Raw genomic sequence first — 24,645 nt, forward strand, 5'->3', positions numbered from 1 at the left:
CCGCGTTATGTCCATGCGCCGCCTGGTGCCTGTGGTTTGCGTCAACCTGGGGTCTGACAGACCCTAAGTTGACGCTCAGATGCACTTCGGCCGAGGCGCTGGCGTAGCAATTCTGACGACCGAGTGCGCAGATAGCAAAGCGGCTTTGCTGGCAGCATTGGTTTGGAAGCGTCTACTTATCGGTCCTGGTCAAAGACCCACTCTGTCTCACCGCAGCCTGATCAAACGGCGAGGCCGTGGCGTCACACGCTGCACTTTGCCCGCCATCGGTTACAGCGGCAATGGCCCTGTCATGCCGCCGGCCTCCAGGTCCCACCGCGCCGCCCAACCTCCAGCGCAGCGTTCAAGGACCAGATAATTGCGCTCGGCGACATAGCGGGCAGACTGGCCGGGCAGCGGCCTGATCTTGATGGGATGGCCGCGCAACGGGCTCTCTCCCAGACTGGCCAGCGCGCCCAGAAACCCGGCCCAGCCCTTCGGCGGCGCCCGATGCGCCACGCCAGAGGCCACTAGCTGGTTCAGGTGACGCCCTTGCCCCAGGTCCATCACCGCGCGGGTCGCAAGGTGGATTTCGCCCGAGATCGAGGTCAGGTCATGCCCGTCATGGTCGACCATGACCTGGACCAGGCGCAGCATGTGCCGCCATTCCTCACGATGCGCCCGGCTCTGCCACTGGTCGCGCAGGTCATCCTCATATTTCTGCATGCTTGGAATGGCGACCATCAGCGTCTCCAGCACCGACAGGCGCGGCCCCAGCAACGGAACGCTGGACATAAGCAGCGTGTGGCCTGGGGTGCGGCGCGCGGCCTCGGCTTCCATCATCGCCCAGCCACCCGGTCCCATGATCGCCCGCCGCGTTCGCTCCGACCGCAGGTCGGGGGCCAGGATGCGCAGGCCCGGCGCGTGGACCCCCCAGCCAAGATGCCGCCCGTCAGGATCGGCGAAGCGGGCGGGCAGGTCGCCGTCTGTGGCGGCGTGCTGAAAGATCAGACAGCTTTCCCGCGCCGCCGCGAACAGGGTCTGCCCGACCGGCGAATAGGTCCGCGACCGGCGCAGCGACCCCCATCCGTCGCAGATATCGTGGTCGTCCCACTGCATCAGCGACGGCACACGCGCGGCCAGCCAGGCCATCTCCGGCGCGGCATAGATCGCGGCATACCGGTCGAAGAACCCCTGGCGCAGGTGGCGGCGCAGATCAGCCAGCGCGGCCTGCGACGGGTCGGGCGGCAGCGTGTCGGGCCAGTGGTCGCTAAGCTCGTGGCCCTGGGTGACCTCGTCGGCATAGATCTGGTCGCCGCCATGCAGCATCAGGGCAAAGGGGCTGCGGCGGTGTTCGTCGCGCAGGCGCGCCCACATGGCGTTGCGCTCGGACCCTTCGCGGGCCATGTCACCGACCTCTTCGCCGTTGCACGAGACATAGGCAAGGCGCAGGTCGCCCGTCAGGTCGCTCGCGACCTGATAGGTCTCTCCGTTCCATGCATAAGATGACATCCGATCCGCAGGCAGCGTGAAGCGTGCGCGCCAGACCGCGGCTTGGTCAAAGAGGGCCAGGCAGGCGGGTGCCACCTCACCCGCCTCCAGCAGGAGGACCGGCAGAGGGGCTTCGCCCGCTGGCGTGATGAACAGCGCCGACAGCCGCATCAGACCTCCGTCGAGGTCGTCGAGAAAAAGGACGGGGCCGATGGTGGAAGTGATATGGAACTGCATTCCGATGAGCTATTGTGCCACTAGGCGCAGCGCAATCTCGATCTCGGGCAAAGGTGGCGAAATCACGGCGGCGCGGGTAACAACCCTACCAAGGTGCCAAATGTGTCGCCCCGACAGCTGGCGAATATCAGGTAGCTCTGGATCAGCGTCAGCATCGGATCAGCCTGTCGCTTCCTTTCAGAGGGCATGCAGCAGTAGCTATTTGCGCCTGCCGGTGCTCTTTGCGATGATCCGCCCTATGCGGACGATGCCCACCCGGCGGGCGCTGCTGTGCGGTCTTCGCAATGCTGCCGTCGAAGCGTGGCGCAGCGAAAATGGCCGGCCAAGGGAAGCGATGCGGGCGACAAAGCAGCCGCCTGGCGCTCGGCATGGCGATCATCCAAACTCGCACATCGGCGGCCGGGCTCGATCTGCAATCCAGCAATAGAGCGAAGGCATCTAATCAAACCGTCTTGATCAGCTGGACGCCGTTGGACTCCGTCGCCTCGGTCAGGACGTGAACATCGGTGACGCCATCGGCCCGGATCAGTTCTGCCTTATGCTCGCTTTGCGCCAAGAGCGGCTTGTCGCGCGCAACCGCAGCCTTTTGCGGCATCATCCCAGTGATCCAAGTGCAGGTGCGTGGCGTCACGATTACCGCGTCACCCGCGGCAAGGCTATCCTGTGGGATGGGCATGGGAACCATCGGATTGCTAAGGTGACTGCTGGCAGACGCCGTGAAGCCGGGTAGGCTGCCTTGATCGGCCAACAGCGAATCGCCCAGGAATGCCAGATCCAAGTGCAGGTGCGTGGCGTCACGATTACCGCGTCACCCGCGGCAAGGCTATCCTGTGGGATGGGCATGGGAACCATCGGATTGCTAAGGTGACTGCTGGCAGACGCCGTGAAGCTGGGTAGGCTGCCTTGATCGGCCAACAGCGAACCCCCCAAGAATGCCACACCACCGGTTTCTACAAAAGTTGTCGTGTTGCGGACCTAGGTGATCTTGGCGGTTTTAGGCGCGGCGACAGGATTTTTCCAGCATGGAGCTGCGGCTATCAGGGATGCGGCAGCAAACGCACCGCCTGTCATCAAGAGCACTTGGCGCGGGGCAAGATCCGTTAGGGATAGTAAGGGCGGCGCCGACACGAGCTGACGCTGATGATCTCTCGCAGCACCGGGCCCCGCGCAGGTTTTGGATTGATCGCCGTATCGGCACGCGGCCGGCTTGCCCAAGACACCACAGGCCGACCTCATGCGCCGGGCGATGGTATCAGCTGCGAAGGAAGTCTTCGGTGCTGATGACGTCGCCGTAAAGAAACGCAAGGGCGCCCATGATCGCCGTGTGAACGTGCGCGGCGGGGGCGGTCTGCCCGCCGAACTCGATGTCGCGGGTCGCGCAGGCATCGTGGATCGTAGTGGTGTTGAAACCATGATCGTTTGCGGCACGGGTGGTCGCATCGATGCACATGTGGCTCATCGCGCCGACCACGACCACATCCTTGATCCCCTTTTCGTCGAGGAGGCCTTTCAGGCCGGTATCGCGGAACGAGTTGGGGAAATTCTTGGTGATAACAGCCTCGTCGCCATGGGGCATGACGATCTCGTTGATCTCCGCCCCTTCGCTGCCGGGCACGAAGATTGGTCCTCCCGGCACTTCATGGCGGATGTTCACCACCAGGTCACCCTTGGACCTCGCATGCGCGATGACACGTGCGGCATTTTCAGCCGCCGCCTCAATCCCTTGCAAGGGAAGATTGCCGGACGGCCAGTATTCGTTCTGAAGATCGACGACAAGAACGGCGCGGTTGGACATGAGAGCCTCCATGGGTTCGGTTAGTCTCCTCTAACGAATGTCCGCTTTAGCCTGATACTGCAACTGGTATGCTAACCGGCGTGAGCCCGCTTTCCGCCCTCTACATCGGGGAAGCGCTCATCAGGCCTCGGACAAGCTAAGCGTCTGCATTAAACCGATGCTGCGGCCGCCATGCTGCACCACTGTCAGGCCGCTCGCCGCCCTCTAGGTCCATCCCGGCGCTTAAGATGCTGTGGCGCGGATGAATGGCCGTTTCCACGTTATAAAGCCACTGCCTCGCTGGGGCACCATCACGCCGCTCCCGCCCCCCCGTCCACTCCCATCGAATGATCACCACGAACTTAACGCCCGATCTTTCTGGTGTAAGTGCAGGATATGGGCCAGCCCACGCGTAAGAGTCGCAGCGCCGGGCGCGTTTTTCCAGAGCAATGGCATAGTTCGGAATTCACTTTCGGGCAGTGTTTCCAACCGCTGCGTCTCGTGGAGTATCCGTCGACGTGGTGAATTAGCGTTCGACCGTGAAATGTGTCGGCCAAACGCTCGAGTGCGTCATGCCGGTTCGTCCCTACCAGAACTGATGAACATAGGGGGCGATCCGGCGTCGATAGATCTCTCGCAGCTCCTCCATGACGGGCTGAGGCAGCGGGGCAAGATCGCTTGCACACGTGTTTGCCGATGCCTGCTCGGCAGTCCTTGCGCCCGGAATAACGACACTGACCGCATCTTCCATCAAAATCCAGCGCAGCGCGAATTGGACAAGCGGTGTGTCTTCTGGCGTTAGCCTGCGGATCTCTTCGACCACCTCAAGGGCCAGATCGTAGGGCACGCCGGCGAAGGTCTCGCCCTTGTCGAACGCCGCGCCGTCGCGATTGAACGCGCGGTGATCGTCCGCCGCGAATTTGGTGTCTGCACGCATCTTGCCGGTCAGCAGTCCGGAGGCCAAGGGAACGCGCGCTATGATGGCAACACCCTTGGCTTTGGCCTCGCGGAAGAACAGATCCGCCGGTCGTTGGCGGAAGATGTTGTAGATGATCTGGACCGATGCGACGCCGGGATACTCGATCGCCTTCAGTCCCTCCTCGACTTTCTCAACCGACACGCCGTAAGCGCCGATCTTGCCAGCCTGCACCAGGCCCTCCAGCGCATCGAACACCTCCGGACGGTAGAAGACCTCCGTCGGTGGGCAATGCAATTGCAGCAGATCGAGGGTGTCGGTGTCCAGATTGTCTCGCGAACGATCGACAAAGTTGGTCAGTGCCTCCTTCGTGTAACCCTCGGCAATGTGGGGCGAGAGGCGCCGCCCGGCCTTGGTCGCAACGAAGGGACGTGCCCCGCCGCGCTCGTTCAGCACCTGCGCGATGATGCGCTCGGACCTGCCGTCGCCATAAACATCGGCGGTGTCAATGAACGTGGTGCCCGCGTCGAGGGCAGCATGGAGAGCGCTGCGGGCATCCGTTTCAGAGACGTCGCCCCATGACCCACCAATGGCCCAGGCTCCGAACCCCACTTCGGAAACCTTCCGGCCAGTGTTGCCAAGTTCTCTGTATTTCATGGGCATATCTTCCTTTGGTCGCGTCCCGCTGCTGCCTGTCGCACGAACTGGCGCGGGCGAAGACATCAGGACTACTCCAGTTTTGCGCAAGTGCGCCATTGCGCCCGTCACAACGTCCCCGCCGGGGACCAGTTCATTCCATGGACCGGCCCTGATCTTCGATCGCCGCGACATGGGTGGAAGCAGGGGCCCGTCATGGATCAATCTTGCCGAGCCGTCTGACCAACGACAGATTCAGCCCGCCGACCAGCCACCATCAAGCATCAGCGCGCTGCCGGTCATCAGCCCGGATGCGTCCGATGCCAGAAAGATGGCAGCGCCGATGATGTCGTCCACCGTGCCGAGCCGCCCCAACTTGATTTTTGACAGAACCTCATCTCGAAACGCGCTATCAGTGAAGTAAGGGCGCGTCAGCGGTGTGTCGATGAAAGTCGGGCAAATGGTGTTGACGCGGATGCCTTTCGGACCCAGCTCGATCGCAGCTGTCTTGGTAAACCCCTCGAGAGCCCACTTTAACGCACAATAGAGCGAACGGTTCGCTGCCCCGACATGACCCATCTGGCTGGACATGTTGATGATCGACCCCGTCACCCCCTGGGCCAGCATCCGCCGCGTTACTGCCTGCAAAACGAAGATCGCGGCCTTCAAATTCAGGCCAAGAATGACATCGTAGTCCTCAGGCGTGATGTCGGACATCGGACGGGGGCGGTTGGTGCCGGCATTGTTGACGAGGACATGGAAGGCAGGGCGTGCCTCTATAATCGCCGCAAAGGCCGAAACGTCGGTGACGTCGGCAACCATCGCCTCGGCTATGAGTCCCTTGCCGCGCAAGTCCTGCACAGCGGCTTCCAACTCGTCTTCGCTGCGGGCACAGAGGGTGACGTCGGCCCCCCGTTCGGCATAAGCTTGAGCGATGGCAAGTCCAATACCACGACCGGCGCCCGTCACAAGCGCCCGCTTACCTTTTAGGTGGAACAGAGAGTCCGTCATTCCGCCGCCCCTCCATAGGGGATGTTGCGGCCACCATAGCGGCGCACGCGAATGTTGCACTGCTCGGCATGACCTACGAACCCTTCGAGCAGGCACAAGCGCGAGCCATAGGCTCCGATATGAGCGGCCGCGTCGTCGGTCGTCACGCGCTGGTAACTGTGGGTCTTGAGGAACTTGCCGACCCACAGGCCGCCCGTGTAGCGGCCCGCCTTCTTCGTCGGCAATGTATGGTTGGTGCCGATGACCTTGTCACCGTTCGCCACGTTGGTGCGCGCGCCCAGGAACAGCGCACCATAGCTGTGCATCTTGTCCAGATACCAGTCGTCGCGGTCCGTCATCACCTGCACATGCTCGTAAGCCATGTCGTTGGCCACCTCCAACATCTCGGTATGCGTATCGCAGAGGATCACGTCGCCGTAGTCGCGCCAACTGACCGAGGCGGTTTCGGCGGTAGGCAGGATCTGCAGCAGGCGGTCGATCTCAGCCAACGTTCCCTCGGCCAGCTTGCGTGAGACGGTGATGAGGCAGGCGGGCGAGTTGTAGCCGTGCTCGGCCTGTCCCAGAAGGTCCGTCGCGACCAGTTCAGCGTCCACCGTGTCGTCGGCGATCACCATCGTCTCGGTCGGGCCCGCGAACAGGTCGATGCCGACGCGACCGTAGAGCTGACGCTTCGCCTCGGCCACGAAAGCATTGCCGGGGCCGACCAGCATATGGACCGGGGTAATGGTCGCGGTGCCGAGCGCCATCGCCCCGACCGCCTGAATGCCACCCAAGACATAGATCTCGTGTGCCCCGGCCATATGAATTGCCGCGATGACGGCCGGGTTCGGCTCGCCCTTGAAAGGCGGCGTCGCCGCGATGATGCGCGGCACCCCTGCCACGGCAGCCGTCAGAACCGACATATGCGCCGAGGCGACCATGGGGAACTTGCCGCCAGGCACGTAGCAGCCCACGGACTGCACCGGGATGTTGCGATGCCCCAGCACCACGCCCGGCAGGGTCTCGATCTCAATGTCCTTCATCGAAGCCCGCTGCGCCTCGGCGAAGTGGCGCACCTGGTCCTGGGCAAAACGAATATCATCCAAGTCACGCGGCGAGACGCGAGCAATCAGCGCGGTTATGTCGGCGTCGGAAAGGCGGAAGCTGTCGGGCGCGTAACCGTCGAAGCGCTGGGCCATCTCGCGCACCGCTTCATCACCGCGCGCCTCTATCTCGGCCAGCGCCCGCTCGACACTGGCGCGGACCCCGACATCATCTTCGTTGCGTGCCGCAGTGGACTTGCCGGTTTTCAGGTGCTGGATGGCCATGATTTTTCCTTCACTTCATCTGCGAACGCTGAGTCAGCCCAGCATCCCGGTATCGCCACAGACCGAAATGGCCTGCCCGGAAATGGTTTGCCCCCGAGGGCTGGCCAGAAACAGCACCTGGTCAGCAATCTGCTGCGGGGTCACGTAGGTGCGGATCGACGTGTATGAAAAAGCCTCTGCCTCTGCCTCGGCAAAGGAAGTCCCGCGCGCATCGGCCCGGGATTGCAGCACGCGCTGCTGCCGCTCACCGGCAACAAGCCCGGGCAGAACGGCGTTGACGCGGATGCGGTCCGGGCCCAGCTCGGCCGCCATGGATTTTGTCAATCCAATGACCCCCCATTTCGCTGCCGCATAGGGGCTGCGCAACCGAAAGCCCAGCCTGCCCGCAAGGGACGAGATGTTTACGATGGACGGGTTGCCGCTGGCCTGCAGGAAGGGAACCGCGCGACCTATGGTGACAAACTGACTGGTCAGGCAGACCGATAGGCAGCGCTCGATGTCGGCCAGGTCGAGATCCTCAATCCGACCGGTCGGCCCTGCGATGCCTGCATTGTTCACGAGGCAATCCAGGCCGCCCAGCTGGTCCGCCGCACGAGCAACGAAGGCGCCTAACGCGGCATGGTCGGACACATCGACCTCTTCGCTGGCAACGCCCGGCGGCAACGTCTTAAGCGCGTCACCGTCGATATCGCAGGTGGCGACGTGGGCGCCCTCGGCCTGGAAGGCATCGACGATCGCGCGACCGATGCCTCCGGCGCCGGCGGTGACGATGACGCGCGCGCCTTGCAGTTCAAGATTCATTCCAGGTTCCTTTCAGGCATGCTCAGCGCCCTGTCAGCACCAGCGACAGCCATGGCACGAAGCTGATGATCATGAGAATGGCCAGCATCAGTGCCACGAAGGGCAGCACCGCGACCGACAGGCGCGCGATCGAGACGCGGGACAGCGATGAGGCGATGAACAGGTTCAGACCGACCGGAGGCGTGAACATGCCCATGGCAAGGTTCACGACCATGATGATGCCGAAATGAACCGGATGGATGCCGAAGTTGATCGCTATGGGCAGCAGGATCGGGGTGAAGATCAGGATCGCTGCTGCGGCCTCCAGAAACATCCCGACAAACAGCAGCAGCACGTTGACCAGAATGATGAAGAGCCACGGACTGTTGATCGCACCGATTACGAATTCGGACAGGGCAGCAGGCACCTGGAGTGACAGAATAATGCGGCCATAAAGCCCTGCCGTGGCAATAATGCTGAGCACAACCGCAGAGGTGATGGCGCTGTCGCGCAGGATCGTGGGCAGCGCGCTCAATGGCATCTCGCGATAGATGACGACCCCGACGATCAGCGAATAGGCGACGGCGATCACCGCAGCCTCGGTTGGGGTGACAACACCGCCATAGATCCCACCCAGGATCAGCGGAGGCATCAGCAGGGCAAGCACTGCCTTCCAACCGGCGTGCAGGATCTCCTTCATCCCCGCCGGTGCGTCACGGACGGCGGGATGGCGAAGGGCGTGCAGCCAGGCAAAGATCATCAGCCCGCCGACCACGACGAAGCCCGGAAGAAACCCTGCCGCGAACATGTCCCCGACCGATTGATTGGCCGAGATCGCGTAGAGGATCAGAGGGATCGAGGGCGGGATGATGACACCAAGCGCACCGGAGGCCGCCTGGTTCGCCGCAGCGTAGGAGGCGCTGTAGCCCTGTGCGACCATCGCCGGGATCAGGATTGCGCCGACCGCCGCTGTCGTGGCCGCTCCGGATCCTGAGATGGCTGCAAAGAAGGCTGAGGTGACGATGGCGACCATCGCCAGCCCGCCATTCAGGCTTCCGACCAGGGTGCGCGAAAAGGCAACCAGCCGCTGCGAGATGCCACCCGACTGCATCAGGTTGCCCGCAAGAATGAAGAAGGGAATGGCGAGAAGCGGAAACGAGTTGATCGAGCGGATCATCTCTTGCGGGACGATCAGCATCGGCATCAGCTCACCTTGCCAAATCGTTGCAATCGCGGCCAACCCCAAAGCAAAGGCTACCGGAACCCCGACCAGTAGAAGGAGAAGAAGCAGACCAAACAGGATCGCCGTCATGGCCGCACCTCAGCAGGGCGCAGGCTGTCGGCAATGACGGCCACTGCGTTCAGCAAGATCATTGCCGCCCCTGCAGGCATTGCGGCATAAAGCCATGCCATTGACACCCGTGTGCTGGGCGCTGTCTGCGGCATAACGCGTTGGGTGATGGCAAGTCCCTCGCGCAGCAGGATAAGCGCGAAGAGCGCAGAGGCCAGTGCCACGGTTATCTTCAGTGCGGTCTGCATGCGCCGCCCCAACAGTCCGGGCAGCAGTTCGACCGCGATCAGTGCCCCATAGCGATACGCGTAAGCCGCGCCGAGCATCGTCAGCCAAACAGTGGAAAACCGTGCGACCTCTTCGGAAAAGGCCAGCGAGTTTCCCATCACATAGCGGGCAAAAACCTGCCAGCTGATCAGCACGGTCATCACGGCCATCAGAGCGGCCATCAGCCATCCGATCACCCAGTTGAGGCCGTCAACCCCGCGCACCACCGCCGTCAGAACAGTCTGCATCGCGCACCCCCAAGGAAAGAACCGCCGGGGCGACGCATCGCGGCCCCGGCTTCTGCATCACGAAGAGGCCGCCTGTGCAGCTTCGACCAGTTCCGCGCCGACAGTGTCCTTCCACTGATCGATCACCGGCTGGACGCGCTCACGGAAGGGCTCGAGGTCCGGGCGCGTTACGGTCATTCCCAGGCCTTCAAGCTCGTCGATCAATTCCTGCTCCATCCGCTGCGAAGCCTCGCGCTGGACTGGCGTGGCGATGGCCGCCGCCTCCAGGACAATGGCCTGATCCGCCTCGGACAGGGAGCTGAACAACTGCGCCCCCATCATCAGGGGAGCCGGCGAATAGACATGCTGCGTCAGGTTCAGATAGCGCTGCACGTCGTAGAACTTGACGTCATAGATGGTCGGAACCGGGTTTTCCTGGCTGTCGATGACGCCCTGCTGGAGTGCGGTGAACACCTCGGTCCACGCCATAGGCGAGGCATTCGCACCAAGCGCGGTCCATGTGTCGACCTGAACGCGGCTTTCCTGCGTCCGGTGTCGGATGCCGGCAAGGTCGTCAGGGCTATTCAACGGGCGGACGTTGTTGGTGTTGTGGCGAAAGCCGTTCTCCATCCAGCCTAGGATCTTCACACCCGCGTCGGCTTCAAGCTTTGCAGCCATTGCCGCGCCATGCTCGCCGTCGAGAAAGCCGTAGGCGGCCTCAGGGGTGGTGAAGATATAGGGCAGATCGAACAGCAGGAAGTCGTTCACGAACCCGCCCATCGGCCCGGTCGAGGTGATCCCCATGTCGATGAGGCCCAATCCCATTCCCTCGACCACCTCACGTTCTGCGCCGAGTGCGTTGTCGTATTGGGGACGGATCGTCAGACGTCCTTCGGACAGCCGCTCTAGCTCTTCACCAAACTTCAAAACACCGACGGCCTGGTGCGATTCTGGGCCAAGCGGCAGGCTTACCTCAAAGGACCGGCTGTCCTGAGCGCCCGCCGCGCCGGCTGTGGCTGCCAGCAGTGCGGCCGGAATGATTTTCGTAAAGTGCTGCATGTCGGTTCCCTCCCGTGTGCGCAAACTGGTAACCGACCTCCCTCGATCGACCAGCAAGGATCAAACTGTGATCTCACTTTAGCTAAAGGGCGGAACAGCGAATCGTCAACCCGTAATTAAATCCCATAATTCTCTGGACAGATTGAAGGTTGCGAACCATCTTCGAGAGATAAAGACTTCAAGTGAGATCACGGAATGAACGAAGAATCCGCGACGCCGGCATTGCAGGACGGATGGTCGCGCCTTGGCCCGCTGGCTCTGCGCGAAGGACAGACGTCCCAGGCGCAGATCTATGCAACACTGCGCGACGCGCTCATCAGCGGCTACTTCCGCCCCGGCGAAGAGATCAGCCTGCGCCGCGCCGCTGCCGTCATGGGCACCAGTGTTACGCCCGTGCGCGAGGCGCTGCGCCAGCTTGAAAGCGATGGCGGCCTCGAGGTGTTCGGCGGAAACAGGGTCTTGCGCGTGCCGGTCCTGTCCGCGTCCGAATTGTTGGATATCCGCGACATCAGGATCAACCTCGAAGGGTTCGCCGCAAATCAAGCCATCTCCGGGATGCGGCCCTCGCGTCTTCGCCTGATCGGCAATGCCTGTCAGCTGATGCAGCGCGCCGCGGATGCGGGGGATGCGGACATGTATCTGGAGAACAACTGGCGCTTTCATTCCTTGATATATGAAGCAGCGCAACGGCCGGTGCTGATGGGCGTAATCCGCGACATGTGGCTGCGGGTCGGCCCTCTGATCCGAACCGCGGTGACGGCGCCCCTGCATTTCGACCGCTCGATGGCCAGCCATGACGCGGCCCTCAGAGCCTTGCGGCAGGGCGACGGCCCGGCCCTGCAGGCCGCCATCATTCGAGACATCGGCGACGCGGCGGACGATCTAATGACATCCGAGCAGGGCATCACCCGCACCGCCTGACTGGCTAAGAAGGATAGAACCGATGACAAAAACGATTGCCGTGATTGGCTGTGGCTTGATAGGGCGGGCCTGGACCATCGTCTTCGCCCGTGCCGGGTGCGATGTCCGGCTGTGGGACCCCTCGCCGGAGGTGCGCGACGAGGTGCCCGCCCGACTGTCCGAAACCTGCGACGTCAGCGGCGACGATCCCGCCGCCCTGTCGCGCGTCCAGGTCTTTGGCACGCTTGAAGAGGCGTTGACCGGTGCCGAGTGGGTGCAGGAAAATGGCCCCGAGCAAATCGACGTCAAGCGCGCGCTCTATGCCCGCATGGACGCAATGGCACCGCCCGGAGTGATTCTCGCCTCGTCCAGTTCGGCCCTCGTCGCCTCCAGCTTCGCAGAGGGTCTGGCCGGCCGAGGGCGCATCCTAGTCGCCCATCCGGTCAACCCGCCCCATGTGATCCCGGTGGTCGAGTTATGCCCGTCGCCCGACACCCGGCCAGACGTCATGGACAAGGCAGAGGCGCTCATGCGCGCGGTATCGCAGGTCCCCGTCCGGCTGACGCGCGAGGTTGACGGCTTCGTGCTGAACCGTTTGCAGGCCGTGCTTCTTGCCGAGGCCTTGTCGATGATCGAACAGGGCATCGTCACGCCACAGGGGCTGGATGATACCATCGCCCACGGTCTTGGCCGTCGCTGGACGTTGATGGGGCCCATGGCGACGATCAATTTGAACGCACCCGGTGGCGTCGCGGATTATCTGAGCCGTTATGGCCCGACCATGGCCCGGCTTGCTGATGACGCGGCTCGTGGGGAGGCGTTTACCGCAAGGGTTGCGGAGATCGTCGCAGAGGCGATGCTAGACCCTGACGATGTTCCCGCGCTCAGCCAGAATCGCGATAGACGATTGGCCGCTCTTGCGACCCATTTGACTCATATCCAGGACAAGGACGACTGACATGCCCGCAGCACCCCGCAAGGTCATCATCACCTGCGCCGTGACCGGCGCCATCCACACACCGTCGATGTCGCCTCATCTGCCGGTTTCCGCCAGCGAGATTGCCGAGGCCGCCATTGGTGCCGCCGAAGCCGGTGCCGCGGTTGTCCATCTGCACGCGCGCGATCCCGAAGACGGCCGGCCCGATCAGACGCCAGAGGCCTTCCTGCCGTTTCTTCAGGTCATCAAGCAACGCTCGGACTGTGTGGTGAACATCACCACCGGTGGTGCCCCCACCATGAGCATTGCGGAGCGTGTTCGTCCCGCCGCCACATGGCAGCCGGAACTTGCCTCGCTCAACATGGGCTCGATGAACTTCGGGCTCTTCCCGATGCTGAAGCGGTTCGATGCCCAGCTTCAGCACGAATGGGAGAGGACTTACCTGTCCGACAAGGGAATTCTTTTTCGCAACACCTTTGCCGACATTGAGCACATTGTGACCACACTTGGCGCGAACGGCACGCGCTTTGAATTCGAATGCTATGACACGGCCCATCTCTACAATCTCAAGCACTTCGTCGATGCGGGTCTGGTTCAGGGCCCGCTGTTCATCCAAACAGTTTTCGGCCTGATGGGCGGAATCGGCGCGCATCCTGACGACGTCATGCACATGAAACGGACTGCTGACCGGCTGTTCGGCGACAGCTATCGTTGGTCGGTCCTAGGCGCCGGGCGCAACCAGCTGCCCATCGCCGCAATGGCTGCCGCGATGGGGGGCCATGTTCGTGTCGGCCTGGAAGATTCGATCTGGGCAGGCCCGGGCAAGCTGGCCGAGAGCAATGCTCAGCAAGTTCGTGCCGTCCGGCAAATCATTGAGGGACTGGGACTGGAGGTCGCGACACCGGAGGAGGCGCGCAAGCTCCTTGCCCTGAAAGGGGCTGACACGACAGCATTTTAAAGCGTCGCGTCGTCGAACCTGGCCGTCCGGACCGCGCTCAGCGCGTCAGGGAGACCATTCGGCACAAATGCCGAGCGGGAGCCCCGGCTTTGGATTGAGATAGGACGACGAATGGCCGCTCAAGCCTACTTCTAGTGGCGACATGCTGCACGACCGTCAATGGGCTTCCCGCACTTTGTGTCGATATGACCGAGGGCTGGCCCCAAGTTGCATTTCGACTGAGGCGGAGTGCACGTCGGTGAGCCTCTGCCGTCCAGAGCAGGGGCGGGCATTGCTTCTAGGCCAGCAAAATTGTGACCAGGCTCGATGCGCTTGGTGATCGCATGAAGGTCGCGTGCCACGCCTCCCGGCCAGTTCCGATGCCGGGGGAGCGTTATTCAGGACAGGATCACCCGGCATGCGCCGTCGCCATCGGTATTCCCGATGACGAAGGACAGCTCTACCTGCGCGCCGCAGGCCGCGGCGTAGCGCACGATCTGATTGAGATCAGGCAACGCAGCGATCGGGCTCTCCAGCCCGGAGACCATCCCGGGCGTCAGCGGCCGACCGAGGTCCGCCGACGCGCGCCGGACGTCGGCTGCCGTCATCCCCTTGCTCTTGCGGAGCGACCGCAGAGCCATGGCGAGATTTGCGTTTGCTTGGTGTTGATCGAGCAGTGCGGCGCCTGCGGGATGGGCGGCGCGCATCCGCGCCAGGACATCCTGATCGGGGGTCCCGCTTTGCCTAGGCGGTCTTTTCGTCATGGCGATCTCCTCGCGAAACGGTCGCATTCCATGCCCGTCGCGATCCGGCCGCGACGGGGTCACCCGTGTTCACTCCGCAATCATGCCGTCGAGGAGGGCCCGCACCTCCGCGAGCGCCCTGTGGAGGCGCTCGCCCACGATCGGCATCGCATGGTCCGACAAGGAAGCAGGGATGTAGTGCGATCCGGGCCCCTTCGCCTCGAAATGCGCGGAGAACTTTTCTTCAACCTCGTTCAGGGGAGTGCCGAGCCGATACCAGCGGCTTCGCGTCCTGGCCCAGCCAAGGTCCGTCCCAAGCGCGATCAGCGGCGAGGTGTGGATCCAGCCCTTCCTGAGCAGCGGATGTCCTGCGACGCATCCCCAGAGGAGGGGCAGTCCCGTGCTTTGCGCGACGGCGGCCTGCCAGAGAACCAGCAGCGGCGCGGTCGCCAGATCCTGCGCCGTCGGGCCTCGCTCGATGGCGGCGAGAAGCGCCGTGGCGCGGTCGATGTGCTCCTGCTCGTAGACCATGCGTCTCCTCCTTGTCACGATCCGTGGCGGAGTGGTCATCGCCTTGCAGGGCGGCCTCCGCAGGTTGGTTCCAGCCATGCCCCTGCGGCCCGCTCTGTCGCAGATGCGCTTCCAGCACATCGTCCGGACGGACCCGCAACGCGGCGGCAGGGGTGGTTCCGAAGTCGAGTTGCGTCCGCATCAGCCAGTTCAGCAGCCGCCGCTCGCTCCAACTTGCGGCGGGCGCCGCTGCAATGATCCGGTTCAAGCTTGGAAGAACCCGCTGGTCTGTGGGATCGAACCGGAACGCCGGGAACAGCCACCGCCCGCCGGCGCGGAACCGGAGGCAGGGGACATCCGGTGGCCGGATCACGGCAAGGCTGCCCTGCGGTGCCCCCTTCCAATGCAGGTCCGTTTCCTCGATCATCGGCACGGACCCGAGGATCCGTTAGCGCAATGCCCGGCGATGGGCGGCATTTCCGGGACGGTTTCCGATCCATACCCAACTCAGATCACCATCGGCCGGTTCTCGAGATCCGCCGCACGGTCGAGCATTCGCAGGACCGTGCGCAGGCTTGGGCGCGCCGGTGCCTGAGGCGCAACAGCCGCAAGGGCGTCCGCGATGGAACGGATTGATGCCTCCGACAGCGCCCGGGCCCGACCCTCCCGCTCGGCGAAGCCGATCAGGTGGGGAAGATCCACGTCCTTCAGGCGCAGGATGGTGCAGCGGCTAAGCAGCGGTTCCGGCACCGGCGACACCGTATTCGTCAACAGGACCCAGCTGACCAAGGACATGTCGAAGCGCACTCGGAAATAGGGGCATGTCCAGTCTGCGGCGGTGGCAGGCTCCAGGAGAGGCAGCAGCCCCTCGGCCAGTCCGAAGGAGTGGCCTTTGTCGGACCGGACATGGCCGGCCTTGTCGAGTTCGTCTATGATGATGAACGGATTGCCAGTCATCCGCATCAGGATGAGCTCCAGCACCCGACCGGGGCGCGCGCTCGTCCAGCCACGCTGGCAACCGACCACCCCGAAGCTGGTGGCTTCTCCCGTCGCATCCACAACCGTGCTGGAGGCGCCGACCAGTTCGCCGAGCCGCCGGGCCCACCGCGTCTTGCCGATGCCGGTAGGGCCGTCCAGGATCACCGGCGGAAGGCGGAAGCCAGGTCGGCCTTCGCGAACCGATCGGCGCATCGCGTGCCAGGCATATTCGGTCGCCGGCGCCATCCAAGGCATCTCGGCATGCAACGCTGCTGCAAGATCGTCGGCGCGGTGCTCGTCGCTGATGCGGGCAATGTGCACGCCGTCCTGCAGCGCCGACAACCGGTCCCGGTCGGTCTTGTCCAGGTGGTCAAGTCCGGACTCACGCAAGATGCGATGGTAGAGCCGGTTGGCCCGCGAGTTCGCCCGCCTGTGGTCTTCCCGTGTCAACGCGACGCCCTCCACCCTGTTCTGGCAGGCCTTATCGTGGAGCGTCTCGTCGTCACACTCTGGCAGGTCGACACCAGCACGGGCAGCACGCAGCCGCAGGAGATGAAGGACCAGTCGCCTGCACATCCTACGGGGGTTCATGTCGGGGTCGGGAAATGTGGCCTTGATGAAGGGAAAGCTGGTCATGGGCAGACCTCGACTTGCCGGTCGCGCATGCGTGACCGGACAGGATGATCCCGCAGCCGTGCGGGTTAAATGACTGAAGGCCGGTCGCCGTCAAAGCGCGAGGGGTTGGAAAGGCACGAGGCTTCGTTCGGGGATGGATAGAGTGGACCACAAATCGGAGGCCAAAGCAACCTGGGAATGATATTATTGCGTCTTATCAATAAATTGAAGGGTCCCAAGAATCTTCGCAAAGGGATCTAGCGGCGCGAGACCTCCCATTGCTCGGTATCAGGCCGCGTCCTCGCAATGCTCGCTCGTAAACGCCGCCAGTTCTCGCATCAATCAGCCAACGCAATCGTCGCACCCAGTGCGTCTTGCCCATGCACAGCAGTCCGTCGACGATCACCGGCGGCAGGCGGACCCCGGGATGACCGCCGCGCACGGACCAGCGCCTAGCACTAAAGGCATATTCGGTCGCCGGCGCCATCCACGGTATTTCGTCGTGAAGGGTCGGCAGCACGCCGCGCGATGCCAGCGTCCGCGCTCTTGGAACTCTGCGAAAATGCCAACTGCACGCCGCAAATCAGACCGCTCCAGTAATGGCCGGCGGAGAGGGCATCGCCCCTGTTTCCCTTCCAGTCTGCTGAAAATCGGTTGAACCCGCACGGATCCCGTCGGTTCGCTCATATCGGAGACTGCGGCTCTGCATCTCGACATGGATCCAAGAGCAAGGAGCGTTGGCGGCACACCGGAACCCTGAAGCTAACTTCGCCTAGATTTTCGCAGAAAAAGGAATCATTTCAATATGATGGTCGGTATGGCATGATTGAAATCGATTCATAGACAGACCGTTCAATTTCTCGCAGTTCAGATCCACAACCGTCGCGCTTGAACACCAAGACCTCTCCTCGCAGTGCCGAACTTGGGCGGGTGGGTTGCACGCAGCATCGACGTCCTGAACTTCACGATGAACAAGCACCGTCGGAGTTGCCGATCTCCTTGGTCTCTCCAGTTTGAATCGGACAAGCCGCCCTAGCGGTCATGCGACCACAAATCTGACGCAACCGGAGTTGCGCTCCCCGATGGATGAACGGGGGTTTTCCACAGGCATCAACTTGGCGGGCGCTTGGTTGCCGCCCGCTGGTCCAGTAAACTGTTCTTCGAATGACAGCTCATTGGAGGATGAAGAGAGTGAAATTATCCGGATTTTCAGCTGCCGGTGAACAGCACCCCGGGGGCCCCTAGCAACCGAGCAGCAGACTGACAAGAAAAAATGCGCCAGATGACTGGCGCATTGCAGAGTTGGGGCGAAATCGCCCGGTATCATTGCCTAGGTAGAATCCGAACACGGATCAGGCAAGGACCGATTTCCCCGGGAACACCACGAACCCCTTGTAGCATCAGCTGCAAGGGCTGGAGAGAGACATGACAGTCGTAATCGACCACGACACCTGGGCCTATTCGCCGGCGAAACTGCCGAAGGCCAGCGCAATCACCCTTCCGGAAATACACGACGTGCTGCCCTTCGACGGCGTGCGCAATCCGAGCGCACGCAGTTCCGTTTCGCACAAGGTGCACATCACTTATCAGACCGAAGCCAACAACTGGCAGCCGAAGGTGGGAATTGGCGAAAGCGCTGCTGAGATTGCTGTCGCGCACGAGGTCCTGGTTCATTCGCAGGTTTATGATCTCCACTTTCAGCCACTGACCGTGCGCTACAAAGATGAAGACGGCGTGGGGCGCTCTTATACCCATGACCTGCTGACAACGACACGCAACGGACGCCGCCGCCTCGTCTTTGTCCGCAACCGCGACAGCCTCAAGAAGCCGAAGACAGTTCGCGCCATCCAGGCGATCCACGCAGCCACACCGAAATCAGCAGCGAATGACATGATCGTCGTCGACGCGCAGGACTACACCCGCCAGCGGCGGGAGAACCTGTTCCGCATGCATAAGTTCGTCTTCAGTCCTGATCCTGAGGCCGATGAGATAACGTTGAGCACGGAGCGCAGATTGAAGACGCTCTGGATGATGAAGGACCTCTTCCCCCGTGTGACGCTCGCGCAGCCGCGGGTATTTGCGGCGTGCTACCGTCTCGTCGCTGCCCGCAAGTTGCATGCGAACTTGGATCACGTCTTGTGGGAAAACTCGCGCATAGAGGTGCGACGCTGATGCCTGTCCCACGTTATGCAATTCCCGTGGGCTCTGAGCTGCGCCTTCACACCCGCGATCTGACAGTGGTCGGCCAGGATGAGCATGGCTATACGGTAGAGGATACGGCGTCGGGAACGACGACTTTCATCTCTTTCGAGCAGCTTGTCGATCAACTGAAGCTCCCTGGCGTCCGGGTTGACGTCTTGGGTCCCACCACCGGGCGGCGGTTGGAGTGCCGACTAGGGGGGTTCGTTTCGTCCGAAGGTTTGCCGGTGATGCAACGGCAAATGGCAAGGTTCCACCTTGCCATCGCAAATGCGATGGATGTGCTGCAGGAGGAACTGCGCCAAAAAACCGGACGGCCTGATGCGGAGATCACGAGCCGATACGCGGATGCCAACCGGGAGCGTATCCGAGACATCGCGCAGGATTATCTCGGGGAGAAGATCCACCTGACCCCTCCCCGGGGCGGTCAGGGACGCTACTGGACGCTCTACCGCGGGCGAACGCTGATGAAATACGCCCGGGCGGCACGGGGCGTCGGCCCTGGAGAAAGTCCGCTAGATGCTGTAACCCCGCTTGACCACCTGAAAGGAAATGCCACATCTCGGCTTCCGGCGCGCCTGAGGGAGCTCATGACGAAGGCGTGGGAGGATGTCGGCCTTGATCTCAAGGCTCCTTCAGTTGCTTCCGTGAAAAAGTGCCTGGAGGTGCTGGTCAAGGCTGAAAACCAAGTTCGATCCCGCAACTGCCTAGGGCCATTGATCACGCCTTCGCAGGCAACCCTCAAGGCCCATCGCGACCGGATCATGACGCCGACGGAGTTTTCGATCGCGACGCTTGGGGAGCGAGAAACCCGCAGACGGAGCGGCCGGGGCAGCACGGACATGCGAGCGCTCCTCATCGGCGAATATGTCGAGATCGATGAATGCAAGGCGTCGCTCGTGGTGTCGGCCAAGGCGGGTGGGGTTTGGGAGCGGCTTGGCCAGAAAGACCAGAGCGCGCTGCATGAAATCGATAAGGAGATCCGGGAGCGGCTCCACATCCTCGTGATGCTGGATGTCGCTTCGCGCATGCCTCTCGCATGGATCGTGACTGATCAGCCTCGTGCCGATGCGACGAAAGCGTTGCTCAGGATGGCGACGCGGGACAAGTCACGTGAGAAGATCCTTTACGGGTGCGAGAACGAGCCGATGCCCTCAATCGGGATCGGGCATGTGAAGGCGGATAACGGCCCCGGGCTGCGGAACGCTGTGGTGATCGGCGCAGTTTTGGGTGTTGGTGGCATTTTGACCATCGCCCGGGCGTATTCGCCGACTGACAAGCCCTACATCGAGCGCATGTTCGGCACGCTGGAGAGCGTGTTGTTGTCACTGATCCACGGCTACACCGGCCGGAGGCCAGGACACCTGCCGGCCTATGACGCTGTGGAAAACGGCGTGCTGGATCTGGAGCTTCTGCAGGAGATCCTGACAAGGTTCATGGTCGACGAATATCCCTCCATGCGCCATGCCGGCGTGGGAATGGGCATGCGGCGGCCGATCGAGGTTTTCAAGGAAATCAACGAAACGCGCGGCTGCTTCCCGCCCATCGACGCAGACCACCGTCGCATCGCCCTTGGTTGGGAGCAAAGCGTCAAAGCCTCGGACGAAGGCGTCAAAGTCTTCGGCATCTCCTTCAACTCCGACAGATTGCAAGCGCTCCGCGACAAGCACAGGGTGTCAGGGCGGCTTCGAGTGTTTGTAGATCCAGACAATCTGAACAGCGCGACGGTTCTTCTTCCCAACGTTACAGAGCCTGTCCAAGTCCAGATTCAGTTCACTGCCTTCGCGGATATGACGCTGCCGGAGGTGCAAGACCTGATCGCGCTCTACCGGAAGGAAGATCCGACAGCGACCCAGCTATACGAGGATATTCTTTTTCGTCTGCGGAGGGACCGGCAGCTCCAGCTTCGGCAGATCGCAAGGGACAAGGGGCTCTCGCGCAGTTACAGCACGCTCGATGAGGCCGCGCGAAAGGCGAAGTCGCTTCTTGCTGGCTCCCGCATAGTCCCGTCGGGGGCACTCGCTGGAACGACTCGTCCAGGTCGTATCCTGGACGGCCCAGGGGCAGAGACCTTCATCATGCCTATCTCTGATGAGATGCTGATTGAGGGCATGGCCAGCGAACCACCTGCTCGCGGCAACGGTGGAGAGCACGACACTCCGGTTCCGCTGCCAATAGTTGTTGATACCGCTGTTGACCCGGTTCCTGTCGACCATCTCGAGCCGATCAAGCCAACTGCTGCGCCACTGAGGAACAAAGACAGCAGACCTTCTGCCGGTGCCATCTTGGGCAGGCCCAAAAATCTGAGAGAACTGGAATGACCTCCTTCATCGACTTCACAGCGGTTGAGGCCGCGAGCTCGCTCAAGTCCGCGCATTATCGTTTTCCACGAACCAAGGAATTGCATGATGCCTTGGCGTGGTGCGTGACGGACTACTACGCCAAGGCCATGTCCGGACGGGAGTATGAGGCGCGGGGCCTGCTTGTGACCGGCCGTTCGCGGGTTGGCAAGACAAGAGAGATCCAACGCCTGCTGAGCAAGTTCAACCAATCAGCAACCGTTATGCCGGACGGCCGGCCAGCACGCTTCATCAACTGCACACTGTCGGGCAGGATGACCTGGAAAGACCTCGGGATGAAGACGTTGACCGCCTTGGGTTATCCGGCTGCAGGGCGAAGAACGCAGAACTCCATATGGGATATGGTCCTCGATCAGGCGAAGCGCCAAGGCGTGGTCGGCATACATTATGACGAATGCCAACATATGTTCAGCGATACGGGCACCGCCAATAATCGTGTCGTGCTCGACAGTTTCAAGGCGCTCTTGAAGGATCCTCGGTGGCCGTTGGTCCTGATACTCTCTGGAGTCCCCGACCTTGCCAAGCACATCGAACGCGACACTGCATCCGAGGAGCGCAAGCAACTCCGTTATCTCCTCCGTCCAATCCACTTCGATGTCATTGATCCGTCCAAGGACCTAGAGGAACTGAATAGCCTGGCGTTCAGCTTTGCCGACAAAGTTGGTCTTCAATTCGACAGCTTATCGACGCTGGATTTTCTCAAGCGGCTCAGCCACGCGTCTTCGTATCGATGGGGACTGGCGATCGAGCTGATGATCGAGGCCTTCATCATTACAAAGCAGTCGTCAGGACTGGAGGTCACGACAAAGCAATTCTCGAAAGCCTTCTCCCTGATCCACGGGCTCCCAAACGGATTTTCGCCCTTCGACGTAGACGACTACGAAGATACGTTCGATGAAGAGCGATTGCTCCGCTTGCTTGATCGTAGCGACTGACGACAGGTCGGATAGAAGTAATTGAGCTGGCCCACTGAGAAGTGGGCCATTTTTTTATGCGGTCATTCCTGGGTGTGCATGCAATTGCTTCCATTGTGCACAGTTACGGGCGGCCCTGGCGCGGGGTCCCTATAATCAATTGTATCTATTAGGTAAATTATCCGAATTTTCTACGAATCAGCCGAAACGTGCATCCTTATGCTTCATTGGCAATTGCCGATAAGGCATAAGAGTGCACGTTTTGCGGCTTCTGTGCACACCCTGCGTCAAGAGATTTCTGACGCAAGACGCTTCGATTCTTGCAAGTAATTGTCGGAAAAAGGTTTATTTTTATGGAAGCCGCGGCGATTGGTAGATAGCCCGACCACGAGGTCAACTTGCTGTCCGGCCCTCGCCCGCGATTGCTCAGCAGCAAGAAGTGCCGCGGCCTCTACTCGATTGCCCCGAACTCGCTCCGGCAGACCTTGAAGCCATGATAGGACGTGTTGCCTGGCAGGGCATGGACGCGGATCTGCCGCGCCCGGATGGCGACGATGATGCGTCCCACGGAGACCTTGCTGTTGGCCTGTGCTGTCTGGATAGTTTCCCATTTAGCGGTCCCAGGGTTCGCGTGGGCCAGCGCGTTCAGCTCCTCAACGAGCGCCTGGCCATCCGCCTCCAGCCAGCGAAGGCGCGCGCCGGGCAAGCGCGTCCGGGGCTGCAGGACGCCGTCCTGCTCCAGGGCGCGCAACTCCGCCTCAGTAATGCCGACAGTGCGGCGCATCTGCGGGTCCGTCACCAGCGATCCGATCGCGCGGAGCGCCCCGCCATGCGCCTGAGCGTCGAAGACGGCGCGGCTGTCCGGCCGCGGATCGTCAGCAGAGATGACACCGGCTTCGACCAGCAACGGACGCAGCCGCCGCTCGGTGACGCGCAGTGCCATCGCAGCGGTTCTGACCGAATGAAGCCTCCGCTGCGAGACCTCCTGTCCCAGCAGAACGGCGCCTTCCGCGATGGGCCAGATCTCCAGAACCACGGCTCGGACAATGTCCGCGAACGTCTTGAAGGCTTCATTGTCCCGATGGAAGTCCCGCATATCCTTCCACACTGATCCGAACGCCTTCTGCGGCTCGTCCAGGAAGCCGTCCGCCTCGGCGGCCAGGTCGTGCAGGGCGCTACGGATGGCATCGGGACGATGGCGCACGACATCGAACCCGGTGGCCAGCGACGCGTGCCGAAAGGCCTGCGCATCGGCCTCGTCGTGCCCGTTGACCCGCAGCAACTCGCCTCCGAGCAAGCGACAGAAGGTCGTCGCGGCATGAAGGCTTTGGCACGAGAGCCAAGTCGTATCCTCGCCCCCGTCCAGTCGCTGTTCCAGCCACTGGTCATATCCGGTCGGAACGGCCACCGGTCCGTCGAGGTCCTGTGAGAGGATCTTCGGCAGGATCTCGGTCAGCCGGGCCGTCAGATCGTTTCGGGCTGTCGGATGCTGCGCCGTCCAGAGAGGCACCAGAAGCGCGCCATGCGTGGCGCAGATCACCATCTCGCGCATCTGCCAATGCCCACGCATAACCATCGCGGCCAATGGATCTTCCGGAGCTGACAGGGCATCGCTCCGCAGGCAATGGGGGCATCCTTGCACGATCGGGTTCCGCAGCGCCCGCGAAACGAATATCTCGCCCCGAAAACGCATCCGGACCTCGCCGATCGGTTCGCCCGTCCATGACAACAGCTCTTCCAGTTGCGCATCCTCAAGCCCGGCCCAAGCCGCGAGGTTCTCGAGCACCACGCGGTCCTGATTGACCAAGCGCTTCAACGAGCCGCCGAGATCGAGCGCCAGTTGATGCAGCGTCACGCCCTTCGACGCGGCCAGCCTGGCCACGAGCGAAGGGACTGTTTCACGGGCCACCGGCGCGATAACGTGCAGCAAGGTCAAGGTGCGGTTACTCCTTTCGGTCGAAAGGAAATCCTGTGCATCAGCGGATGTCAGAAAATCAGGTGGTAGGCATGGTGTCCCCACACAGTCTGGGCCGACGCAATGGGCGGAAAGCCGCATTTCGGCGGTGCGGCGAACCAGCGGACTCAGCACGCAAGAGCGGCCATTCGGCGTCGGCGCAGCGTCACTGGCGGCTGCAACACCCCAAAGCGGGGAGAGCGGTCAGACGGCGGCTAACCTTACCCACCGCGGCACTGGAGTAAAGCAGACGCTCATCCTGCCGGTTGCAAGGTGAGCGCTTTCAGCGCCAGAATGGAAGGGAAGCGGGCCAATGGCGGTTCAGGTGATGGCGACTGCGGCATCGGCCTGAATCGAACACTCATAATTCAATGCCCGAACGAATCACCATGGTCATTTCAGTGCCACCTCTGGGATCAACCTTACTGCCCCCCGCCTCACCTATAGAGTTCTAAGTGCGTGGATGTGCTAGGTCATGTTGACAAAAGGCGAACCCAGGCGGATAGACGTGATGTCGATGAAGCCCAGGAAGCTTTCAGCGGTTTTGTCGTAGCGTGTGGCGGCCCGGCGTGCGTTTTTCAGCTTGTTGAAGCACCGTTCGACGAGGGTGCGCAATGAATACA

At 62.0% G+C, this 24,645-nt stretch carries 20 protein-coding genes and 1 pseudogene; 6 read left to right on the forward strand and 15 right to left on the reverse strand.

The annotated features are described in order from the left end of the window. Positions 1 to 270 precede the first annotated feature (270 nt). The 10 genes from FA740_RS17045 to FA740_RS17090 form a co-directional block, all read right to left on the reverse strand. Entirely contained in the window at positions 271 to 1,641 is a 1,371-nt protein-coding gene (locus tag FA740_RS17045; protein WP_338119679.1) for an alkaline phosphatase D family protein, read from the reverse strand. Positions 1,642 to 2,149: 508 nt separating this feature from the next. Continuing rightward, positions 2,150 to 2,485, reverse strand: a complete 336-nt coding sequence (locus FA740_RS17050) for a hypothetical protein (RefSeq protein ID WP_136858011.1) — start codon at positions 2,483 to 2,485, stop codon at positions 2,150 to 2,152. Between the two features lie 474 nt (positions 2,486 to 2,959). Continuing rightward, positions 2,960 to 3,502: a cysteine hydrolase family protein gene (locus FA740_RS17055; protein ID WP_136858012.1), complete on the reverse strand. Its 543-nt coding sequence runs from the start codon at positions 3,500 to 3,502 to the stop codon at positions 2,960 to 2,962. Positions 3,503 to 4,067: 565 nt separating this feature from the next. After that, positions 4,068 to 5,054: an aldo/keto reductase gene (locus FA740_RS17060; protein ID WP_136858013.1), complete on the reverse strand. Its 987-nt coding sequence runs from the start codon at positions 5,052 to 5,054 to the stop codon at positions 4,068 to 4,070. 234 nt (positions 5,055 to 5,288) lie between these two features. Then, on the reverse strand, positions 5,289 to 6,044 hold the full coding sequence (locus tag FA740_RS17065; RefSeq protein WP_136858014.1) for an SDR family NAD(P)-dependent oxidoreductase: 756 nt from the start codon (positions 6,042 to 6,044) through the stop codon (positions 5,289 to 5,291). Next, positions 6,041 to 7,351, reverse strand: coding sequence for a histidinol dehydrogenase (gene hisD, locus FA740_RS17070; RefSeq protein ID WP_136858015.1), 1,311 nt, complete (start codon positions 7,349 to 7,351; stop codon positions 6,041 to 6,043). The genes FA740_RS17065 and hisD overlap by 4 nt, the downstream gene beginning before the upstream one ends. 33 nt (positions 7,352 to 7,384) lie before the next feature. Continuing rightward, positions 7,385 to 8,152 (reverse strand): SDR family oxidoreductase, encoded by a 768-nt coding sequence (locus FA740_RS17075; RefSeq protein ID WP_136858016.1) that lies wholly within the window; start codon positions 8,150 to 8,152, stop codon positions 7,385 to 7,387. A 22-nt stretch (positions 8,153 to 8,174) separates the two neighbouring features. Beyond that, complete coding sequence (locus FA740_RS17080; RefSeq protein WP_136858017.1) at positions 8,175 to 9,443, reverse strand: TRAP transporter large permease; 1,269 nt, start codon at positions 9,441 to 9,443, stop codon at positions 8,175 to 8,177. Beyond that, on the reverse strand, positions 9,440 to 9,937 hold the full coding sequence (locus tag FA740_RS17085; RefSeq protein ID WP_136858018.1) for a TRAP transporter small permease: 498 nt from the start codon (positions 9,935 to 9,937) through the stop codon (positions 9,440 to 9,442). Before FA740_RS17085 ends, FA740_RS17080 begins: the two co-directional genes overlap by 4 nt. Positions 9,938 to 9,994: 57 nt before the next feature. Next, a complete protein-coding gene (locus FA740_RS17090) occupies positions 9,995 to 10,975 on the reverse strand; it encodes a TRAP transporter substrate-binding protein (RefSeq protein WP_136858019.1) in 981 nt (326 codons plus the stop codon). Positions 10,976 to 11,170: 195 nt separating this feature from the next. On the opposite strand from FA740_RS17090, the gene FA740_RS17095 reads away from it, so the two are divergent. Genes FA740_RS17095 through kce form a run of 3 tightly spaced genes read left to right on the forward strand, consistent with a single transcriptional unit; the run spans position 11,171 to position 13,770 of the window. Beyond that, positions 11,171 to 11,896 carry a GntR family transcriptional regulator gene (locus FA740_RS17095; protein WP_136858020.1) on the forward strand — a complete coding sequence of 242 codons (726 nt, stop codon included), beginning with the start codon at positions 11,171 to 11,173 and terminating at the stop codon, positions 11,894 to 11,896. A gap of 22 nt (positions 11,897 to 11,918) precedes the next feature. Further along, positions 11,919 to 12,833, forward strand: coding sequence for a 3-hydroxyacyl-CoA dehydrogenase (locus FA740_RS17100; RefSeq protein ID WP_136858021.1), 915 nt, complete (start codon positions 11,919 to 11,921; stop codon positions 12,831 to 12,833). 1 nt (position 12,834) lies between these two features. Next, positions 12,835 to 13,770, forward strand: coding sequence for a 3,5-dioxohexanoate:acetyl-CoA acetone transferase (kce, locus tag FA740_RS17105; RefSeq protein WP_136858022.1), 936 nt, complete (start codon positions 12,835 to 12,837; stop codon positions 13,768 to 13,770). A gap of 377 nt (positions 13,771 to 14,147) precedes the next feature. On the opposite strand, the gene FA740_RS17110 is transcribed toward kce, so the two are convergent. From FA740_RS17110 to FA740_RS17120, 3 genes are all read right to left on the reverse strand, one after another. Beyond that, on the reverse strand, positions 14,148 to 14,513 hold the full coding sequence (locus tag FA740_RS17110) for a hypothetical protein (RefSeq protein WP_136858023.1): 366 nt from the start codon (positions 14,511 to 14,513) through the stop codon (positions 14,148 to 14,150). A 69-nt stretch (positions 14,514 to 14,582) separates the two neighbouring features. Continuing rightward, a complete protein-coding gene (locus FA740_RS17115) occupies positions 14,583 to 15,023 on the reverse strand; it encodes a DUF6634 family protein (protein WP_136858024.1) in 441 nt (146 codons plus the stop codon). A 486-nt stretch (positions 15,024 to 15,509) separates the two neighbouring features. Beyond that, positions 15,510 to 16,616 carry an AAA family ATPase gene (locus FA740_RS17120; protein WP_136858025.1) on the reverse strand — a complete coding sequence of 369 codons (1,107 nt, stop codon included), beginning with the start codon at positions 16,614 to 16,616 and terminating at the stop codon, positions 15,510 to 15,512. Positions 16,617 to 18,020: 1,404 nt separating this feature from the next. On the opposite strand from FA740_RS17120, the gene FA740_RS17125 reads away from it, so the two are divergent. Genes FA740_RS17125 through FA740_RS17135 form a run of 3 tightly spaced genes read left to right on the forward strand, consistent with a single transcriptional unit; the run spans position 18,021 to position 22,089 of the window. Then, positions 18,021 to 18,767, forward strand: coding sequence for a TnsA endonuclease N-terminal domain-containing protein (locus FA740_RS17125; protein ID WP_136858026.1), 747 nt, complete (start codon positions 18,021 to 18,023; stop codon positions 18,765 to 18,767). A 26-nt stretch (positions 18,768 to 18,793) separates the two neighbouring features. Then, positions 18,794 to 21,115, forward strand: coding sequence for an integrase catalytic domain-containing protein (locus FA740_RS17130; protein ID WP_169306349.1), 2,322 nt, complete (start codon positions 18,794 to 18,796; stop codon positions 21,113 to 21,115). After that, a complete protein-coding gene (locus tag FA740_RS17135) occupies positions 21,112 to 22,089 on the forward strand; it encodes an ATP-binding protein (protein WP_136858028.1) in 978 nt (325 codons plus the stop codon). The genes FA740_RS17130 and FA740_RS17135 overlap by 4 nt, the downstream gene beginning before the upstream one ends. 430 nt (positions 22,090 to 22,519) lie before the next feature. On the opposite strand, the gene FA740_RS17140 is transcribed toward FA740_RS17135, so the two are convergent. Continuing rightward, on the reverse strand, positions 22,520 to 24,004 hold the full coding sequence (locus FA740_RS17140) for a TniQ family protein (protein WP_169306350.1): 1,485 nt from the start codon (positions 24,002 to 24,004) through the stop codon (positions 22,520 to 22,522). A 491-nt stretch (positions 24,005 to 24,495) separates the two neighbouring features. Then, a pseudogene (locus FA740_RS17145) lies at positions 24,496 to 24,645 on the reverse strand (IS5/IS1182 family transposase); the annotation flags it as partial.

This window comes from Paracoccus hibiscisoli (genome assembly GCF_005048265.1).
Lineage (GTDB): Bacteria > Pseudomonadota > Alphaproteobacteria > Rhodobacterales > Rhodobacteraceae > Paracoccus > Paracoccus hibiscisoli.

What these genes read in the sequence shown, in the direction of transcription:
- FA740_RS17045 (WP_338119679.1), bottom strand. Translation starts at nt 1,641, where the DNA reads ATGCGGCTGTCGGCGCTGTTCATCACGCCAGCGGGCGAAGCCCCTCTG.
- FA740_RS17055 (WP_136858012.1), bottom strand. Translation starts at nt 3,502, where the DNA reads ATGTCCAACCGCGCCGTTCTTGTCGTCGATCTTCAGAACGAATACTGG.
- FA740_RS17060 (WP_136858013.1), bottom strand. Translation starts at nt 5,054, where the DNA reads ATGAAATACAGAGAACTTGGCAACACTGGCCGGAAGGTTTCCGAAGTG.
- FA740_RS17065 (WP_136858014.1), bottom strand. Translation starts at nt 6,044, where the DNA reads ATGACGGACTCTCTGTTCCACCTAAAAGGTAAGCGGGCGCTTGTGACG.
- hisD (WP_136858015.1), bottom strand. Translation starts at nt 7,351, where the DNA reads ATGGCCATCCAGCACCTGAAAACCGGCAAGTCCACTGCGGCACGCAAC.
- FA740_RS17075 (WP_136858016.1), bottom strand. Translation starts at nt 8,152, where the DNA reads ATGAATCTTGAACTGCAAGGCGCGCGCGTCATCGTCACCGCCGGCGCC.
- FA740_RS17080 (WP_136858017.1), bottom strand. Translation starts at nt 9,443, where the DNA reads ATGACGGCGATCCTGTTTGGTCTGCTTCTTCTCCTTCTACTGGTCGGG.
- FA740_RS17085 (WP_136858018.1), bottom strand. Translation starts at nt 9,937, where the DNA reads ATGCAGACTGTTCTGACGGCGGTGGTGCGCGGGGTTGACGGCCTCAAC.
- FA740_RS17090 (WP_136858019.1), bottom strand. Translation starts at nt 10,975, where the DNA reads ATGCAGCACTTTACGAAAATCATTCCGGCCGCACTGCTGGCAGCCACA.
- FA740_RS17095 (WP_136858020.1), top strand. Translation starts at nt 11,171, where the DNA reads ATGAACGAAGAATCCGCGACGCCGGCATTGCAGGACGGATGGTCGCGC.
- FA740_RS17100 (WP_136858021.1), top strand. Translation starts at nt 11,919, where the DNA reads ATGACAAAAACGATTGCCGTGATTGGCTGTGGCTTGATAGGGCGGGCC.
- kce (WP_136858022.1), top strand. Translation starts at nt 12,835, where the DNA reads ATGCCCGCAGCACCCCGCAAGGTCATCATCACCTGCGCCGTGACCGGC.
- FA740_RS17110 (WP_136858023.1), bottom strand. Translation starts at nt 14,513, where the DNA reads ATGACGAAAAGACCGCCTAGGCAAAGCGGGACCCCCGATCAGGATGTC.
- FA740_RS17115 (WP_136858024.1), bottom strand. Translation starts at nt 15,023, where the DNA reads ATGGTCTACGAGCAGGAGCACATCGACCGCGCCACGGCGCTTCTCGCC.
- FA740_RS17120 (WP_136858025.1), bottom strand. Translation starts at nt 16,616, where the DNA reads ATGACCAGCTTTCCCTTCATCAAGGCCACATTTCCCGACCCCGACATG.
- FA740_RS17125 (WP_136858026.1), top strand. Translation starts at nt 18,021, where the DNA reads ATGACAGTCGTAATCGACCACGACACCTGGGCCTATTCGCCGGCGAAA.
- FA740_RS17135 (WP_136858028.1), top strand. Translation starts at nt 21,112, where the DNA reads ATGACCTCCTTCATCGACTTCACAGCGGTTGAGGCCGCGAGCTCGCTC.